The 16,951-nt window shown below is 69.7% G+C and carries 12 protein-coding genes; 8 read left to right on the top strand and 4 right to left on the bottom strand.

The window, feature by feature from the left end:
- Positions 1 to 77: 77 nt before the first annotated feature.
- Positions 78 to 2,351, bottom strand: a complete 2,274-nt coding sequence (locus tag ACFC51_RS34870) for a tetratricopeptide repeat protein (RefSeq protein WP_376532763.1) — start codon at positions 2,349 to 2,351, stop codon at positions 78 to 80.
- A gap of 230 nt (positions 2,352 to 2,581) precedes the next feature.
- Here ACFC51_RS34870 and ACFC51_RS34865 point away from each other — a divergent pair, with 230 nt between their 5' ends.
- The 7 genes from ACFC51_RS34865 to ACFC51_RS34835 all read left to right on the top strand — a co-directional run bounded on the left by ACFC51_RS34865 (position 2,582) and on the right by ACFC51_RS34835 (position 9,020).
- A complete protein-coding gene (locus ACFC51_RS34865) occupies positions 2,582 to 3,244 on the top strand; it encodes a hydrolase (protein ID WP_376532761.1) in 663 nt (220 codons plus the stop codon).
- A gap of 5 nt (positions 3,245 to 3,249) precedes the next feature.
- Positions 3,250 to 3,780, top strand: coding sequence for a DoxX family protein (locus ACFC51_RS34860; protein WP_376532759.1), 531 nt, complete (start codon positions 3,250 to 3,252; stop codon positions 3,778 to 3,780).
- A gap of 122 nt (positions 3,781 to 3,902) precedes the next feature.
- Complete coding sequence (locus ACFC51_RS34855) at positions 3,903 to 4,487, top strand: Dps family protein (protein WP_376532757.1); 585 nt, start codon at positions 3,903 to 3,905, stop codon at positions 4,485 to 4,487.
- A 64-nt stretch (positions 4,488 to 4,551) separates the two neighbouring features.
- On the top strand, positions 4,552 to 5,382 hold the full coding sequence (locus ACFC51_RS34850; protein ID WP_376532755.1) for an alpha/beta fold hydrolase: 831 nt from the start codon (positions 4,552 to 4,554) through the stop codon (positions 5,380 to 5,382).
- Between the two features lie 61 nt (positions 5,383 to 5,443).
- Complete coding sequence (locus tag ACFC51_RS34845; protein ID WP_376532753.1) at positions 5,444 to 6,397, top strand: alpha/beta hydrolase; 954 nt, start codon at positions 5,444 to 5,446, stop codon at positions 6,395 to 6,397.
- Entirely contained in the window at positions 6,394 to 8,280 is a 1,887-nt protein-coding gene (locus ACFC51_RS34840; protein WP_376376622.1) for an amidohydrolase, read from the top strand. Before ACFC51_RS34845 ends, ACFC51_RS34840 begins: the two co-directional genes overlap by 4 nt.
- A 17-nt stretch (positions 8,281 to 8,297) precedes the next feature.
- A complete protein-coding gene (locus tag ACFC51_RS34835; protein WP_376532751.1) occupies positions 8,298 to 9,020 on the top strand; it encodes a GPR1/FUN34/YaaH family transporter in 723 nt (240 codons plus the stop codon).
- A 74-nt stretch (positions 9,021 to 9,094) separates the two neighbouring features.
- On the opposite strand, the gene ACFC51_RS34830 is transcribed toward ACFC51_RS34835, so the two are convergent.
- The 3 genes from ACFC51_RS34830 to ngcE all read right to left on the bottom strand — a co-directional run bounded on the left by ACFC51_RS34830 (position 9,095) and on the right by ngcE (position 12,532).
- Positions 9,095 to 10,012, bottom strand: a complete 918-nt coding sequence (locus ACFC51_RS34830; RefSeq protein ID WP_376532750.1) for a carbohydrate ABC transporter permease — start codon at positions 10,010 to 10,012, stop codon at positions 9,095 to 9,097.
- Positions 10,013 to 10,109: 97 nt separating this feature from the next.
- Positions 10,110 to 11,033, bottom strand: a complete 924-nt coding sequence (locus tag ACFC51_RS34825; RefSeq protein WP_376381063.1) for a carbohydrate ABC transporter permease — start codon at positions 11,031 to 11,033, stop codon at positions 10,110 to 10,112.
- A gap of 50 nt (positions 11,034 to 11,083) precedes the next feature.
- Positions 11,084 to 12,532, bottom strand: coding sequence for an N-acetylglucosamine/diacetylchitobiose ABC transporter substrate-binding protein (ngcE, locus tag ACFC51_RS34820; RefSeq protein ID WP_376381060.1), 1,449 nt, complete (start codon positions 12,530 to 12,532; stop codon positions 11,084 to 11,086).
- A gap of 493 nt (positions 12,533 to 13,025) precedes the next feature.
- Between ngcE and ACFC51_RS34815 the strand changes: the two genes are divergently transcribed.
- Entirely contained in the window at positions 13,026 to 16,874 is a 3,849-nt protein-coding gene (locus ACFC51_RS34815) for a GH92 family glycosyl hydrolase (protein ID WP_376381057.1), read from the top strand.
- Positions 16,875 to 16,951 lie beyond the last annotated feature (77 nt).

Here is a 16,951-nt window from a genome sequence, read left to right as displayed (position 1 = left end):
CGCCTGGACCAGCCAACCAGCAGGTCAGCGGCGTCTCCAGGCAGAAAGCAGGCAGAAAACCACGCAAGGGGACGCCTCTACGAGCCGTCGCGGCGGTCCTCCTGGGCGTCGAGCAGCGCGAGCCGCTCACGCGCCATGGTCACCCGCTGGGGATCGGCGTCCGGCCCCAGGCGTACACAGCGCCTGAGGCACGCACGCGCCTCCTCGACCCGGCCTGCGGCGAGCAAGGCATCGCTGAGCTGGGTCAGTTCACGGCTCTCCAGGGCGGTGTTCCCCATCTCCGCGCAGATGCCGAGCGCGCGCTCACGGTGCGCCACGGCCTCGTCCCAGCGCTCCAGGCCGCTCAGCACGGTGCCCATGCCTCCGTACGCGCCGAGCCGGGTCATCGCGGCGACGTGCGGTTCGATCCGGTCCGCGTGGTCCTCCAGCGCGCGCAGGGTCCTCCGGAACATCTCGAACGCCTCCTCGAATCGGCCCGCGCCCGAGAACAACAAGGCCTGGTGGAACGGGGTCTGCAACAGCCCGTGGACGTAGTCGGCGCGTGCGAAGAGGTCCGCGGCCTCGCCGATGTGGGCGAGGGCCTCGTCGGTCTCGCCCAGCAACCGGTGCGCCCAGCCGCTGTACTGGTGGGACCATGCCTGCTGCACCAGGTCGCCCGCAGCGCCGGCCGAGGCGCGGGCGGCGGCGGAGTGGACCAGGCTGTCCCGGGGGCGGGCCTCGCACAACAGCACCGCCCAGGCGAGGTAGTTCAGCTGGGTCGCCTCCACCGACGGATCATTCAGCGCCCGGGCCGCCCGCACGGCCAGGCCGAACACCTCGGCCCAGTGTCCCCAGAAGATCCACTGGTCGGAGAACCAGTGCAGGGCCTCGGCGACCTCCACCACCGTGGCGTGACGGCCGGCCGCCGAGACGGCACGGAGTGCCGCGAGCCAGTTGGCCCCCTCCGCCTGGAGCCATTCCCGGGCCCGTTCGGCGCTGGACAGGTCGACGATGCCCCGCCAGGCGGCCGGTGGGGCACCGTGGTCGGGCTCGTACCACCGGCCGGCCGTGACCGCCGTCTCCAGCAACCACCGGTGGAGGTCCCCCCTCGACCGCTCGACGGCATCGGCGGGCTCGTCCTCGGCCAGCCGGGCCCGGGCGTACAGGTGCAGGAGATCGTGCAGCCGGTAGCGGGTGCCCTCCGTGCCGAGCAGCCCCGCCTCGACCAGTTCCTCCAGGGTGTCCTCGGCGTCGAACACGTCGTACCCCGTGAGCACGGCCGCGCACGCGGCGCTCGCGTCCGGACCGGGCACCACGGTCAGGAGCCGGAACACGCGTGCCGCCTCCGGGGTCAGCTGCCGGTAGGACAGGTCGAAGGCGGCCGCCACCCGCACGTCGCCGGCTGACAGCGCGTCCAGACGGCGTTCCTCCTGCGCGAGGCGCTCCGCGAGCCGCCGCACGGTCCAGCCGGTCCGGGTGGCGAGCCAGTTGCCTGCCACCCGCAGCGCCAGCGGCAGGTAGCCGCACCGGTGGGCCACGTCCGCCAGTGCGTCCTGCTCGGCCGCCGCCCGCCCGGATCCGACGATGCCTGCCAGCAGCGCCGTGGCGTCCTCCGGGCCGAGCTGTCCCAGCCACAGGCGGTGGACGCCCTCCAGTCCGGTGAGCATCCGCCGACTCGTCACCACAGTCAGGACGCCACCCGCGCCCGGGAGCAGAGGGCGCACCTGTGCCTCGTCCCGGGCGTTGTCCAGGACCAGCAACAGCCGCCGTTCCGACAACACGTGACGGTAGAGATCCGCGATTCCCCCCGGCCCGGCCTTCGACAGTTCACGATCGGGCGTCCCCAGCGCCTTGAGTACCGTGACGACCAACTCGGCCGGCTCGGGCGGCGCGTCGTGCGTGCCCCTCAGGTCCACGAGCAGCTGTCCGTCCGGGAACCCGTCGGCCACCCGTCGCGCCGCGTGCAGCGCCAGCGTCGTCTTTCCGGCGCCCGGCGACCCGGAGACGGCCACCACGACCGGACGCTCCCGCGACTCCCCGGCCCACTCGGTGAGCAGGGCCAGCTCCCGGTGGCGCCCCGTGAAGTCGTCCACGCCCCGCGGGAAGGAACGCACGCCGACCGGGCGGTAGGAGGAGCTGCGCCCCGAACGAGCGGCGGCCAGCAGGCGCTCGCGCTCCGGCTCCTCCAGGGCGAGCCCGTCCGCGAGCGCGGCGATCGTACGGCGCTGCGGTGCGGCCCTGCGGTCACGCTCCAGGTCACCGATGCCCCTGACGCTGATGCCCGAGGTCTCGGACAACCCCTCGATCGTGAGTGACCTCGCCAGTCGCAGCTCCCGCAGCACGGCGCCGAACGCCACCTGCCCACCCGTCACCCCAGGTCCTCCAGCAGTTCCGATCGCCGCTCACAGGCGGCGACGTCCACACATCAAAGGCCAATCATAAAAAATGCCGAAAAGAAGCAGCTCACCGGTAGTGCGCTGTCGTGCCAGCGGCTGTGCGCGGGAAGACAAAACGGCCCGGCACTCCGGCCGTAGCTTCGGTCCGTGCCCAGCCGCGCCGTGTGGCCGGCGCTCATTCCGACTCCTTCGAGAGGACACCCCTCGTGTTCGACATCACCAAGGTGCAGGCCGCTCCGAGCGCAGACCTGCTCACGCCCGAGAACTCGGTCATGCTCTTCGTGGACCACCAGCCGCAGATGTTCTTCGGCACCGGGAGCGGCGACCGCGCGGCGATCATCAACAGCACGGTGGGACTCGCCAAGGCGGCCCGGGCGTTCGAGGTGCCTGCGGTCCTGACCACGGTCGCCGCCGAGTCGTTCTCCGGGCCCCTGCTGCCGCAGCTCGCCGAGGTCTTCCCCGAGGCGGAGGTCGTCGACCGCACCTCCATGAACGCGTGGGAGGACGAGGCGCTCGTGGCCGCGGTGAGGGCGACGGGGCGCAGGAAGATCATCCTGTCGGGCCTGTGGACCGAGGTCTGTCTCGTCCTGCCCGCGCTGTCCGCGCTGGAGCAGGGCTACGAGGTCTACGTGGTCTCCGACGCCTCCGGCGGAGTCAGTCCGGCCGCGCACGAGCACGCCCTCCAGCGGATGCTCGCCGCCGGCGCCGTACCCGTGACCTGGGTGCAGGTGCTTCTGGAGCTCCAGCGCGACTGGGCGCGCCAGGAGACCTACGGCGCCGTGATGGAGATCGTCAAGGAGCACGCCGGGGCGTACGGGCTGGGCGTCGTGTACGCGCAGGCCGTCATCGGCGCGCACGCGGCCGGCTGACCTCCTTGGACACCGGCATCCTGGTCCTGCGCCTTCTGGTGGGACTGCTCGTCGCCGCGCACGGCGTCCAGAAGGTCAGCTCGCACCTCGGTGGCGACGGACTCGCCGGAGGGGCCGCGGAGTTCCGCGCCGACGGCTTCAGCGGCGGGGTCCTGACCGCCCTCGCGGCGGGAGGCGGCCAGATCGGATCGGGTCTCCTGCTGGCGGCCGGGCTCCTCACCCCGCTCGCCGCCGCCGGGACCATCGGGGTCATGACCGTCGCCCTCACCGTGAAGCGGCACAACGGCCTGTGGGTGCAGAACGACGGTTACGAGTACCCCCTCGTCCTGATCGTCACCGCCGCAGCCCTGGCCGCGACCGGCCCCGGGGCCTGGTCGCTCGACGCATCGCTCGGCCTGGCGCCGTACCCGCTCCGGTGGGCGGTTCCCGTCCTCGCGGTGGGTGTGGGCAGCGGGCTCATCGCCCGGCTGGTCCTGCACCGCGGCCCCGCGGCGGAGCCCGCCTCCCCCACGACGGAATCCGCGGTCCGGCGCTGAGCGCCGGACGCACGCTGCGGGCCCGGTCCGTCCGCGCACACCCCTTTCCGGCGGACCCCCGGACCCGCCCCACCCCTCCACCGAGGCCGGCCGCCCGGCCTGCCCAGGATCAGGAGCACTCGATGCACACCGCCCCCGCCACCACCCCGCACGACACCGGACAGCCCTTGCTGCATCAGACGGGCGAGGAGACCCAGCCGTTCGGGACCCTCAAGCAGCTGCCGGTCGGGCTCGGCCACGACACCCGGACGTACGCCTGCCAGCGGCTGAACCGCGTGCTCGCCGACACACAGATCCTGTACTCGCTCTACAAGAAGCACCACTGGCTCATGCGTGGAGCGACCTTCTACTCCCTCCATCTGATGCTGGACAAGCACGCCGACGAGCAGCTGGCGATCGTGGACGCCCTGGCCGAGCGGGTCCAGAGCCTCGGCGGCGTCGCGGTCGGCGATCCGCGCCACGTCGCGGAACTGACCTCGGTCCCCCGGCCGCCCGACGGCGTCGAGAAGGTGCCCGTCATGCTCTCGCGTCTCCTCGACGCCCACGAGCGGATCCTGATCGACGCCCGGGACGCCGCGGCCCGGCTCTCGGCCGAGGGCGACGAGGGCAGCAACGACCTGCTCGTCTCCCAGGTCGTCCGCACCGGCGAGGCGCAGGTGTGGTTCCTGGCCGAACACCTCGTCGACACACCCCTGGTGCGCGCCTGACGGGCACGTACATCCATCCACCCCCTGCGACCGGCTTCCGGTCGTTCCCACGAAGGAGAACCACATGCCGTTCATCAAGGTGGCCGAGGGCAACTCCGCCCCCGTCGAGCTCCATTACGAGGACCACGGCTCGGGCCGGCCCGTGGTGCTGATCCACGGATGGCCGCTGAACGGAGCGTCCTGGGAGAAGCAGACCGCCGCTCTGCTCGCCGCCGGCCACCGGGTCGTCACCTACGACCGGCGCGGTTTCGGCCGCTCCGACCAGCCCGCCGACGGCTACGACTACGACACGTTCGCCTCCGACCTGCACGAGGTGCTGACCGCCCTGGACCTGCGCGACGCCGTTCTGGTCGGCTTCTCCATGGGCAGCGGCGAGGTCACCCGCTACCTCGGCACCTACGGGTCGGGGCGCGTCGCCAAGGCCGTCATGATCGGCGTCGTTCCCCCCTTCCTGCTCCGGACGGAGGACAACCCCGGCGGTGTGGACGGGAGCGTCTTCAAGGGCATCGAGGAGGCCATCGTCGCCGACCGGTTCGCGTTCATGAGCGACTTCCTGGCGGACTTCTACAACGTCGACGTCCTCGGCGGTGACCGCATCAGCGAGCAGGCGGTGCAGGCCAGTTGGAACGTGGCGGTCGGCGCCTCCGCGAAGGGGACCCTCGACTGCGTCCAGGCCTGGCTCACCGATTTCCGGGCGGACCTCGCGCGCATCGACGTCCCCACCCTGATCATCCACGGCGACGCCGACCGCACCCTCCCCATCGACGCCACCGCGATACCGCTCTCGAAGAGCATCGCCGGCGCCGAACTGAAGGTGGTCCCCGGCGGTCCGCACGGTCTGATCCTGACCCACGCCGCCGAGGTCAACGCCGCGCTGCTCGCCTTCCTCGCCTGAGCGGCCTGCCGCGCCGCCTTCCCGTCCCTCGTTCCGCCCCGTTCCCCCTGAAGGAGACCCCATGTCCGACCAGCCGGTACTCGAGCCCGCCGCCCAGGCCTTCGCCGATGCCACGGCACAGCCGCCGTACCTCTACCAGATCCCCGTGGCCGACGGCCGCAAGGCCGTGGACGACGTCCAGAGCGACGAGGGCGTCGACCTTCCCGCCGTCGACGAGGAGTGGATCACCGTCCAGGCGGGTCCCACCGGCGGCGTCCGCGCCCGGGTGGTCCGCCCCCGCGGTGTCACGGGCCCCCTCCCCGTCATCCTCTACGTCCACGGTGCGGGCTGGGTCTTCGGCAACGCCCACACCCACGACCGGCTCGTCCGTGACCTCACGGTCGCCACCGGGGCCGCCGTGGTCTTCCCCGAGTACGACCTCTCGCCCGAGGCCCGCTACCCCGTCGCCATCGAGCAGAACTACGGCGTCGCCCGGTGGATCGTCCGGGAGGGACACCTGAAGGGGCTCGACGGAAGCCGGATCGCCGTCGCCGGTGACTCGGTCGGCGGGAACATGAGTGCCGCCCTCGCCCTGATGGCCAAGGAGCGCGGCGACGTCAGCTTCGCCCATCAGGTGCTCTTCTACCCGGTCACCGACGCCTCGTTCGACACCGAATCGTACGAGCGGTTCGCCGAGGGCTACTTCCTGCGCCGTGACGCCATGCGCTGGTTCTGGGACCAGTACACGACCGACGAGACCGAGCGGGCGCGGATCACCGCCTCGCCGCTGCGCGCCTCCCTCGACGAACTGACCGGTCTGCCGCCCGCCCTGGTGATCACCGCCGAGGCCGACGTCCTGCGCGACGAGGGCGAGGCCTACGCGGCGAAGCTCCGGGCGGCGGGCGTTCCGGTGACCGCCCTGCGCGTCGAGGGGACCATCCACGACTTCGTCATGCTGAACGCGCTGCGCGGGACCCGGGCGGCGGAGCTCGCCATCGGTCTCGCGGCCGACACCCTGCGCACGGCCCTGGCATGACCGGCACCACGAGCATGCCCGTGGCGGGCCTGCTCCCCGCCGAGCACCCGGAGCACCCGCCGGCGGACCTCCTGGTCCGTAACGCCAAGGTGTTCACCGGCGACCCCGCGCGCCCCGCGGCCCAAGCCGTCGCCCTGCGCGACGGCAGGGTCGTGGCCGTCGGCGACGACCACGACCTCGCCTCCCTCGTGGGGCCGGCGACCAGGATCGTCGACGCGCTCGGCCGACGCGTGATCCCCGGGCTCAACGACTCGCACCTGCACGTCATCAGAGGCGGCCTGAACTACGTCCTCGAACTCCGCTGGGACGGTGTGCGCAGCCTCCGCCAGGCTTTGGCCATGCTGCGGGAGCAGGCGGGCCGCACACCGAAGGGGCAGTGGATCCGCGTCGTGGGCGGCTGGACCGCCGAGCAGTTCGCCGAACGGCGGATGCCGACCGTGGCGGAGCTGAACGCCGCCGCACCCGACACCCCCGTCTTCGTCCTGCACCTCTACCAGTCCGCGCTGATGAACAGGGCAGCCGTGCAGGCCGCGGGGTTCACCCGCGAGACCCCGGACCCGCGCGGCGGGCAGATCGTGCGGGGCCGTGACGGCGAACCCAACGGGGTACTGCTGGCGGCGCCGAGCGCCCTCGTCCTGTACTCCACCCTGGCGAAGGCACCGGCCCTGGACGACGCCGACAAACGGACGTCCACCATCCATTTCCTGCGCGAACTGAACCGCTTCGGTCTGACCTCGGCCGTGGACGCGGCCGGCGGCTTCCAGAGCTTCCCCGACCACTACGCCACCGTCGTCGACCTGGCCAGATCGGGGGAGCTGTCACTGCGGATCGCCTACCACCTGTTCCCGCAGACGGCCGGACAGGAGATCGCCGACCTCAGGCGCTGGACCGGGGCCGTCCGTCCCGAGGACGGCGACGAGTGGCTCCGCCTCAACGGAGCGGGCGAGAACCTGATCTGGGCCGCAGCCGACTTCGAGAACTTCTCCGAGCCCCGCCCCGAACTCGCCGAGGGGTACGAGGCCGAGTTCGAGCAGGCGGTCCGGCTGCTGATGGAGAAGGGCTGGGGCTTCCGGCTCCACGCCACCTACGACGAGACCATCGGCCGCGACCTGGCCGTCTTCGAGAAGCTCGCGGCCGAAGGGCTCTTCCCCGACGGGAACTGCTGGCTCTTCGACCACGCGGAGACGGTCTCGGCGCACAGCCTGGACCGGATCGCGGCCCTGGGCGGCGCCCTGTCCGTACAGAACCGGATGTCCTTCCAGGGCCCGGCGTTCCTCGACCGCTACGGATCCGAGGCCGCCTCCCACGCCCCGCCGGTGCGGGCCATGCTCAGCCGGGGACTGACCGTCGCCGCCGGGACCGACGCCACCCGTGTGTCCTCGTACAACCCGTGGGTCGCGCTCCACTGGCTCGTGAGCGGCCGCACCGTCGGTGGCACGGCGCTGCGGCCCGCCGGGGAGCTGATCGACCGGGAGACCGCCCTGGGGCTGTACACGCGGGGCGGTGCCCGGCTGACGGGCGAGCAGGACGTCAAGGGCGTCCTGCGGGAGGGCTTCTACGGTGACCTCGCCGTCCTCTCGGACGACTTCCTCACCGTGCCCGAGGCCGTCATCCCCGGCATCGAATCCGTGCTCACCGTCGTCGGAGGGCGGATCGTCCACGCGGGAGCGGAGTACGAAGGTCTCGACGAAGCCGTCCCACCGGTCAGCCCCGCGTGGAGCCCGGTGGCCCACTTCGGCGGATACGCCTCCACCGGCGCGCGCCAGGCCCTGCTCATGGCCGAAGCCGTGGCCGAGTCGGAGGACCACCGTCTGTGGCGTGCCGCCCGTGGCCACACGCCCGCCGTGTCCCCGCCCTTCCCCGACCCCTGCTTCGCGCACTGACCCAAGGGAACCCTCTGATGAGTACCGCATCCGCCGCCGGGCCGGGCCAGGGCCCGGACGCGGCCCCGGGCCGCCGTTTCGAAGCGGACCTCAGGGCGATGACGCGCATCAACCTGCGCCCCATCGCCTCACCGATGCCACTGGGCTTCTTCACGGTGGCGATCGCCTCCGTGATGACGGCCTGCCTCCAGCTCGGCGTCCTCGACACCGCGGACCGCACAGCCGTCGCCCTCTGCGTGCTGCCCGCCTTCGTCCTCCAGCTCCTGGTCAGCCACCTGGCGTTCGGCGCCCGGGACGTGATCGCGGCGACCCTCATGGGCACGTTCGCCGGCAGCTGGCTGGCGTACGCCCTCGTGATGGGTACGGGCGTGGCCGGGGAAGCCAGGGTGCTCGGCGTGTTCAACCTGGCGTTCCTGTGCTTCGGGGCGCTCATGGTCGCCGTCACCCGGCCGAAGCGCGCCCTCTGGCTCGTCCTGGTCGTCTCGCTGCCCCGGTGGGCGGCCACCGGCCTGGCCGGGCTGACCGGGGCCGAGTGGCTCAGGTACACGGCCGGAGGGCTCGGACTCCTCGTCGCGCTCGTCGCGATGTACGCGGCGTTCGCCCTGATGCTGGAGGACATGCGCAGTGCGGAGGTCCTGCCCATCGGGCGCAGCGGGCCCGCCCACACGGCCGTCGAGGGCGACCTCGCGGTGCAGCTGCGCGACCTGGAGCGCCAGGCGGGGGTGCGGCGCACGCTGTGAGACGCCGCAGGGGCTCCTCCGTCCGGCTGGACGGAGGAGCCCCTGCGGCACGTCCCGCGGACGCTCGGGTCCCCCTACTTGAGCGCCCCCGCCGTCAGGCCGGCGACGACCTGGCGCTGGAAGACGATGTAGGCGAGGAGGACCGGCAGCATCGCCATGACCAGGCCGGCGAACAGACCCGACCAGTCCCCCTTATACCCCTGGCTGGTGGCCAGTTCGACCAGCCCCTGGGAGAGCACCTTGCCGTCCGGGTCGGTGTTCAGCACCGTCGGCAGCATGTACTGGTTCCACTGCCCGAGGAAGTTGAAGATGCCGACGCTGATCAGGCCCGGCTTGGCCATCGGCAGCATCACCTGGAAGAACGTCCGGGTGTGCGACGCGCCGTCGAGCATGGCCGCTTCCGCGATCGAGGTCGGCAGCGTCCGGAAGAACGAGGTGAGGAAGAAGACGGTGAACGGCAGCGAGTAGGCGATGTAGACCAGGATCAGCCCGTGCACCGAGTTCAGCAGGCCCATGTTGTTCATGACGAAGAACAGCGGGACCAGCGCCAGGATGATCGGGAAGCTCATCCCTCCGATGAAGAGGAAGTAGACGAAGCGGTTCCCGGGGAAGTCGAACCGTGCCAGGACGTAGGCCGCCATCGAACCCAGCAGCAGCGTGCCGATGAGTGAACCGCCCACCACCAGGATGGTGTTCAGGAAGTAGTCACTCATGTGGGCCTGGTTCCAGGCCCGTGACCAGTTCTCGAAGTGCAGCTTGTCCGGCAGTGCCCAGGGGGTCGAGAGGATGGAGTCGTCGGTCTTGAACGACGCCATCACCGCCCAGAGCAGCGGCATGACGACGAGCACGGCCCAGATGATCAGCACGCCGTGCGAGAAGACGTTGAGGACCTTGCCCTCGCTGCTCTTCGCGGCCTCGACGGCCGGGGCGTCCGTCTTCGCCACCGGCGAGCGCGGGGCCGGGACGGCGGGCGGAGTCTCAGTGACCTTCACGTGTGCTCACCTCGTACAACTGTCGGGCCGGCCACCGGGACCGAACTGATCTGTGCGCAGCCGGCCGTCCGGTCGCGGAACATCGGGGACGCCGGCATCAGAACTCCAGCCGCTCGCGGCGGCCGAGGCGCATCACGATGCCCGCGAAGAGCATGGTGACGATCAGCAGCCCGACCCCGATGGTGGTCGCGTAGCCGGCCTGGGCGTCCCGGAAGGCCGTCTGGTAGACGTACAGCGGCAGGACGGTGGTGGAGTAGTCGGGACCACCCGGCCCGACCGTCATGACCTGTACGGCGGTGAAGGCCTCCACGCCGAGCGCCAGGATGCCCATGTAGACCCAGCCCGACTGCACGGTGTCCCAGAGCAGCGGCAGCGTGATCTTGAAGAACGTCGTGATGCGGCTGGCCCCGTCGAGCAGGGCGGCCTCGTAGAAGTCCTTCGGGATGGACGCCATTCCGGCGGAGAAGAGGACGACGAAGAATCCGACCGTCGACCAGATCAGCACGACCATCACGCAGTAGAGCGCCAGATCGGGGTCGCCGAGCCAGTCCGGCTGAAGGCTCTTGAGGCCGACCGCCTTCAGTGTCTCGTTGAGCATTCCGGACGACGGGTTGAACGCGAACTGGAAGAGCAGGGCCACGATCACGATCGACAGCACCTGGGGGAAGAAATAGGCCACCTTGTAGAAGGAGGAGCCTCGCACCCCGGAAACCGCGGCGTTCTTCCGTCGCCGGCCGCCGACATTGAGCATGAAGGCGAAGAACAGTGCGAGACCCAGCGTCACCAGCGGCAGCAGCAGGGCGAGCAGCACACTGTGCTGCAAGGACTTCCAGAAGATGTTGTCGTCGAGCATCCGGCTGTAGTTGTCGAAGCCGACCATCTGGAAGTCCGGGCTCAGTCCGGTCCAGTCCGTGAACGAGTAGTAGATGGACTGGGCGAAGGGCCAGATGACGAAGATGGCGTACAACGCCAGTGGGGCCACGAGAAACCCCACGATGAACCGGTACTTGCCGTGCTGCATCGTTTACCGACCCCGATTTCTGAGCGGGTGCCGCCGCTGGTGACGGTGGCTCACTGGTGCTTGTAGTGCTTGATGGACTGGTCCTTGGCCGCCGCGTCCGCGAAGGCCTGGATCTTCTTGATGGTCTCCGCCGGGGTCGCGCGGCCGGCCATCATCTCGCCGATTCCGGCGATACCGATCTGCTCCTTCTGGAGCTTCACGTACCAGTCCTGCATGCGCGGGTTCACCACGTTGTCGCCGGCCTTCTTCAGCACGTCGACACCGGACTGCATGGCGGTGGACAGCGTGAGGCCGTCGGTGCCGCCGTTGAAGGCACTGAGTGACTTCACCGACTTGGTGAAGTTCTTGGAGGACTCCTCGCTGAGCATGATGCGCAGCTGCTCCATGCCGCCCTCGGGGTTCTTCGCCTTCGCCGGCACGACGAACGGCTCGCCGCCGGACGCCCAGATGGTGCCGTAGGGGAGCTTGTCGGACGAGTCCAGGCTGGACGGCGCCCCGACCATCATCTTGAAGTCCTCGGGCGTGGTGGGAGCGGCCTCGTTCTCCACCCACGAGCCGTTCGGGATGAACAGCGCCTTGCCCTTGGTCCACTCGGTCTGCGACTGGATGTGGGTCAGACCGGGCGTGCCCTTGAGGATGTAGCCCTTCTGGAAGAGCTCGTAGTACGCCTCGAAGGCGGCCTTGACGGCCGGGTCCTTCCAGGCGTTCGGCTCCAGGTTGTCGATCTTGTCGAGGACCTCGCGGCCACCGATCTTGCCGATGAAGGGGTAGAGCGAGAACGGCAGGTAGTACGGGTACTTGCCGGGGTACGTCCAGCCGGCGATGCCCTTCTTCTTCGCCTTGGCACACAGCGCGAGCATGTCGTCCCAGGTCTCCGGGTACGCCGCGTCGAGCTTCTCCAGGTTGGTCTGGGAGTACCAGACGCCGTAGACCGTGTACGCGTAGTACATGATCCAGACCGGGTCGCCGTCGAACTGGCCCATCTCCAGGACACCCGGGCGCAGCGTGTCGCGGACCTTCTTCGCCGGGTCGTCGTAGGACGGGGCGTCCATGAGCGGCGTGAGGTCGAGCAGCTGCTTCTTGCCGACCAGGACACCCATGTCCATCTGCTCGGCGCCCGAGTTGTCGATCAGGTCCGGCGGGGTGCCACCGTTGAAGCGCGGCTGCAGCGTCGACTGGATCTTCTCGGTCGCCGCGTGCTTGACCTTCGGCGCCTTGGGGAAGGCCGCGTTGTACTTCTTCTCGGCGTCGATGGCGTACTGCTCGCCGAAGCCGCCGTTGAAGATGACCACCTCGAGGGCGGCGGTCTCATTGACACCGAGCGGGTTCTTCGCGCTCTTGGTGCCCTTTTCGACCTTCTCGTCGCTTCCGCTGTCACTGCTCGCGCAGGCCGACAGGAAGCTCATCGTCGGAACAGCGATCAGGCCGAGTGCGGCAGAACGCTTGATCAGATCGCGACGGCCAAGGCCTTCGTTCGTGCGGCCTGAGGTGGATCCCATGCTCAAGTCCTCGCCTTCTCCAGGACTCAGGCGGTGTGCCGGTCACCCGTAAGGAATTCGCCTAGGCGAAGGGCCCCGCCACCGCGGTCAGTTGCGCTTGGGTCGTGCAGATTTCCGGATTTCCGTGCAGTGGGGGAGTTTCGGGCGACCGTGCGGCAGCCGCTCGCGCGCCCGCACTCGTTCCACCCTCCCCCGCGCCCGCGCGCCGTTGTGAAGCGGCTGTGCAGACGCCGACAGGTATAGTCCACTTGCCGCCAACTGAGCAAGATCGAATGCAGGGTTGAGCGGCAGTCTTTCCCGAGTTGAGACCTCCCGGTCACCTCGGCACCGCGTGCCTTCGCACGGAAACGGCGTATTCCGCAATACGGTCGAATCACCGGCGTCGACCCCGTGCAACACCCTTGACACATCCCGCCACTTGGCTACCTACTGGTACCCGCGCCCCACAATGACAACGTTGTCCAGAGCATGTCCCCGGGAGGAACGGCTCCGTATGCAGCCCCTACGTGGTCCCCAGCACGGCTCGCGCCACAGACACAACCGCTCGGCCGCGGTCCTCGCGGCCTCTCTCGTCATGGCCCTGGCGGCCCCCACCGCGGCCCTCGCCCAGACGTCCGACGCGGCACGGAAGCCGTCCGGCGACACCTCGTTCAGCTCCTCCTTCGAAGCCGACGAGAAGCAGCCCGACTGGCGCAGCACGGTCGAGGAGGACGCCGACGGAAAGAAGCGTGCGTCGGGTGTCGACGGCGGCTTCGCCGACGGAATACCGGGCAACGTCACCGATCAGGTCACGGAGGTCCGCGCCAGCAGCGAGAACACGGGCGGCGGCGAGGGCAAGGAGAACCTGGTCGACGTCGAACCCGGCAGCAAGTGGCTGGCCTTCCAGTCCACGGGATGGGTCGAGTTCGACCTCGCCGAGCCCACCAAGGTCGTGACCTACGCCCTGACCTCGGCCAACGACCACGACGAGCGGGACCCCAAGGACTGGACCCTCAAGGGCTCCGCCGACGGCAAGACCTGGACGGATCTGGACACCCGCACGGGCCAGACCTTCTCCGAGCGCCACCAGACGAAGTCCTTCGACTTCGCCACCGAAACGGCCTACCAGCACTTCCGGCTGGAGATCACGAAGAACAACGGCGCGTCCGACGCGATCCAGCTCGCCGACGTCCAGTTCTCGGACGGCGACACCTCCACCCCCACACCCGACGACATGCGCACCCAGCCCGACCGGGGCCCTTCGGGTTCCCCGACGGCCAAGCAGGGCGCGGGGTTCACCGGGACGAAGGCGCTGCGCTACGCGGGTACGCACAAGGCCGACGGGCACGCCTACTCGTACAACAAGGTCTTCGACGTCGACACGGCGGTCACGAAGGACACCCAGCTCTCCTACCTGGTCTACCCGCAGATGGGCGAGACGGACCTCGCCTACCCCGCGACCCACGTGGCGGTGGACCTCGCCTTCACCGACGGGACCTACCTGAGCGAGCTGAAGGCCACCGACAGCCACGGCGGGCTGCTCACCCCGCAGGGCCAGGCCGACGCCAAGCGGCTGTACGTGAACCAGTGGAACAAGGTCGCCTCGCGGATCGGCTCGGTCGCCGCCGGCAAGACCGTCGACCGGATCCTGGTCGCGTACGACTCCCCCAAGGGCCCGTCGAAGTTCCAGGGGTGGATCGACGACATCTCGATCGCCCCGAAGGCACCCGAGAAGCGCAAGGCGCACCTCTCGGACTACGCGTCGACCGTCCGCGGCACCAACTCCAGCGGCGGTTTCTCCCGCGGCAACACCTTCCCCGCGACCGCGGTGCCGCACGGCTTCAACTTCTGGACGCCGGTCACCAACGCGGGCTCCACGAGCTGGCTGTACGACTACGCCCGGGGCAACAACGAGGACAACCTGCCCACGATGCAGGCCTTCAGCGCCAGCCACGAGCCGAGCCCCTGGATGGGGGACCGCCAGACCTTCCAGATGATGCCGTCGGCGGCCTCCGGCACCCCGGACGCCTCCCGCACGGCCCGTGCGCTGCCGTTCCGCCACGAGAACGAGACGGCGACCCCGCACTACTACGGGGTGACGTTCGAGAACGGCCTCCAGGCCGAGATGGCGCCGACCGACCACGCGGCGCGGATGCGTTTCACCTACCCCGGTGACGACGCGAGCCTCGTCTTCGACAACGTCTCCAACGACGGCGGTCTCACCCTCGACCCGGAGACCGGCTCGTTCACGGGGTACTCCGACGTGAAGAGCGGCGGCTCCACCGGCGCCACCCGGCTCTTCGTATACGGTTCCTTCGACGCGCCGGTCACCGACAGCGGCAAGCTGAAGGGCGGCGGCGGTGACGACGTGACCGGCTTCTTCCGCTTCGACGCGGGCAAGGACCGGACGGTCAACCTCCGTCTGGCCACCTCGCTGATCAGCGTCGACCAGGCGAAGAAGAACCTCGCCATGGAACTGCCGGCGAAGACCTCCTTCGACACCGTGAAGCGGAACGCGCAGAAGGCCTGGGACAAGATCCTCGGCAAGGTCGAGGTGGAGGGCGCGAACGCCGACCAGCTGACCACGCTCTACTCCAGCCTGTACCGGCTCTACCTCTACCCGAACTCCGGCTTCGAGCAGGTCGACGGGAAGAGCACCTACGCGAGCCCCTTCTCGCCGCAGACGGGTACGGACACCCCGACCCACACCGGCGCGAAGATCGTCAAGGGTGAGGTCTACGTCAACAACGGCTTCTGGGACACCTACCGGACGACCTGGCCGGCGTACTCCTTCCTCAGCCCGAAGCAGGCCGGAAAGATGGTCGACGGCTTCGTCCAGCAGTACAAGGACGGTGGCTGGATCTCGCGCTGGTCCTCCCCCGGCTACTCCGACCTGATGACGGGCACCAGCTCCGACGTGGCCTTCGCCGACGCCTACGTCAAGGGCGTCGACTTCGACGCCGAGGCGGCGTACGACGCGGCGGTCAAGAACGCCACGGTGACCCCGCCCTCCTCGGGCGTGGGACGCAAGGGCATGGACACCTCGGTCTTCACCGGCTACGCGAACACCGAGACGCACGAGGGCCTCTCCTGGTCCCTGGAGGGCTACCTCAACGACTACGGCATCGCGCAGATGGGCCAGGCCCTCTACAAGAAGACGAAGAAGCAGCGGTACAAGGAGGAGTCCGCGTACTTCCTCAACCGCGCGCAGAACTACGTCAAGCTCTTCGACGACAAGGCCGGCTTCTTCCAGGGCAAGAAGCCGAACGGTGACTGGCGCCTGCCCTCCGACCAGTTCGACCCCCGTGTCTGGGGCTACGACTACACGGAGACCAACGGCTGGGGCTACGCCTTCACCGCCCCGCAGGACAGCCGGGGCCTGGCCAACCTCTACGGCGGGCGCGACGGTCTGGCGAAGAAGCTGGACACCTACTTCTCGACGCCGGAGACCGCCGGCAAGGAGTTCACCGGCTCGTACGGCGGCGTGATCCACGAGATGACCGAGGCACGCGACGTGCGGATGGGCCAGTACGGCCACAGCAACCAGGTCGCGCACCACGCCACGTACATGTACGACGCGGCCTCGCAGCCCTGGAAGACGCAGGAGAAGGTCCGCGAGGTCCTCGGCCGCCTGTACACGGGCAGCGAGATCGGCCAGGGCTACCACGGCGACGAGGACAACGGCGAGCAGTCGGCCTGGTTCCTCTTCTCCTCGCTCGGCTTCTACCCGCTCGTCATGGGCAGCGGTGAGTACGCGATCGGCTCGCCGCTCTTCACGAAGACGACCGTGCACCTGGAGAACGGCCGCGACCTCGTCGTCAAGGCCCCGAAGAACAGCTCCACGAACATCTACGTCCAGGGCCTGAAGGTCAACGGCAAGAAGTGGACGTCCACGTCGCTGCCGCACGACCTGCTCGCCAGGGGCGGGGTGCTGGAGTTCGACATGGGCTCCGAGCCCTCGGCATGGGGCACCGGCAAGGACGCGGCCCCGGTCTCCATCACCCAGGACGACAAGGTGCCGGCGCCCAAGGGCGACGTGCTCAAGGGTGACGGCGCGCTGTACGACAACACCTCGGCGACCTCGGCCGCGGTCGGGTCGGTGGAGCTGCCGGCGGCCGCGGGCACGAAGGCGGTCCAGTACACGCTGACCTCGGCCACGGCGGACAAGGCCCCGACGGGCTGGGTGCTGCAGGGATCGGCGGACGGCACGAGCTGGAAGGACCTCGACAAGCGGTCCGGCCAGACGTTCGCCTGGGACAAGCAGACCCGGGTCTTCTCGGTGCAGGCGCCGAAGGCGTACGCGAAGTACCGGCTGGTGAGCACATCGGCGGCGACGCTGGCGGAGATCGAGCTGATCTCCTGATCTCCTGAACGGAGTTGAGAGGGCCGGGGGCGGCCACCCGCACGGACGGGTGGCCGCCCCCGGTGGCATAGTGCTCC

The organism is Streptomyces sp. NPDC055962 (assembly GCF_042270185.1).
Lineage (GTDB): Bacteria > Actinomycetota > Actinomycetes > Streptomycetales > Streptomycetaceae > Streptomyces.
Note: the sequence above shows the minus strand (reverse complement) of the source record. Positions and strands in the feature narration are given on the sequence as shown.

Coding starts and splice junctions, on each gene's coding strand:
- ACFC51_RS34840 (WP_376376622.1), top strand. CDS start 6,394: ATGACCGGCACCACGAGCATGCCCGTGGCGGGCCTGCTCCCCGCCGAG.
- ACFC51_RS34845 (WP_376532753.1), top strand. CDS start 5,444: ATGTCCGACCAGCCGGTACTCGAGCCCGCCGCCCAGGCCTTCGCCGAT.
- ACFC51_RS34850 (WP_376532755.1), top strand. CDS start 4,552: ATGCCGTTCATCAAGGTGGCCGAGGGCAACTCCGCCCCCGTCGAGCTC.
- ngcE (WP_376381060.1), bottom strand. CDS start 12,532: ATGGGATCCACCTCAGGCCGCACGAACGAAGGCCTTGGCCGTCGCGAT.
- ACFC51_RS34815 (WP_376381057.1), top strand. CDS start 13,026: ATGCAGCCCCTACGTGGTCCCCAGCACGGCTCGCGCCACAGACACAAC.
- ACFC51_RS34855 (WP_376532757.1), top strand. CDS start 3,903: ATGCACACCGCCCCCGCCACCACCCCGCACGACACCGGACAGCCCTTG.
- ACFC51_RS34825 (WP_376381063.1), bottom strand. CDS start 11,033: ATGCAGCACGGCAAGTACCGGTTCATCGTGGGGTTTCTCGTGGCCCCA.
- ACFC51_RS34835 (WP_376532751.1), top strand. CDS start 8,298: ATGAGTACCGCATCCGCCGCCGGGCCGGGCCAGGGCCCGGACGCGGCC.